General features: G+C 56.1%; 1 pseudogene. It reads right to left on the bottom strand.

What is annotated here, in order from left to right:
* Positions 1 to 221 (bottom strand): annotated as a pseudogene (locus tag HMPREF2726_RS14075) (hypothetical protein); the annotation flags it as partial.

Below are 221 nucleotides of genomic sequence, written 5' to 3'. Positions count from 1 at the left end.
GTCCTTTATGCCGCCGGTAGGTTTCGACGAGGAGGGCTTTGTCGGCTGCGTCGGGGTCGGGGCGGTCTTGGTGGGGGTAGTAAAAGCTGCTTTTGGGCAGGTTTGCGATGTGCAGCAGGTATTTGAGCGGGTGTTGCGCCCTCAGTGTTTGGACGGTTTGGCTTTGTCCTTTTCGGTCTGTTTTTGGCTGAGGGCTTTTAACTCCTTTAGGTAGGCGACCT

Origin of the sequence: Neisseria sp. HMSC074B07, from assembly GCF_001810355.1 — a bacterium.
Taxonomy (GTDB): Bacteria; Pseudomonadota; Gammaproteobacteria; order Burkholderiales; family Neisseriaceae; genus Neisseria.
This window is presented reverse-complemented; position numbering and strand designations above follow the sequence as displayed.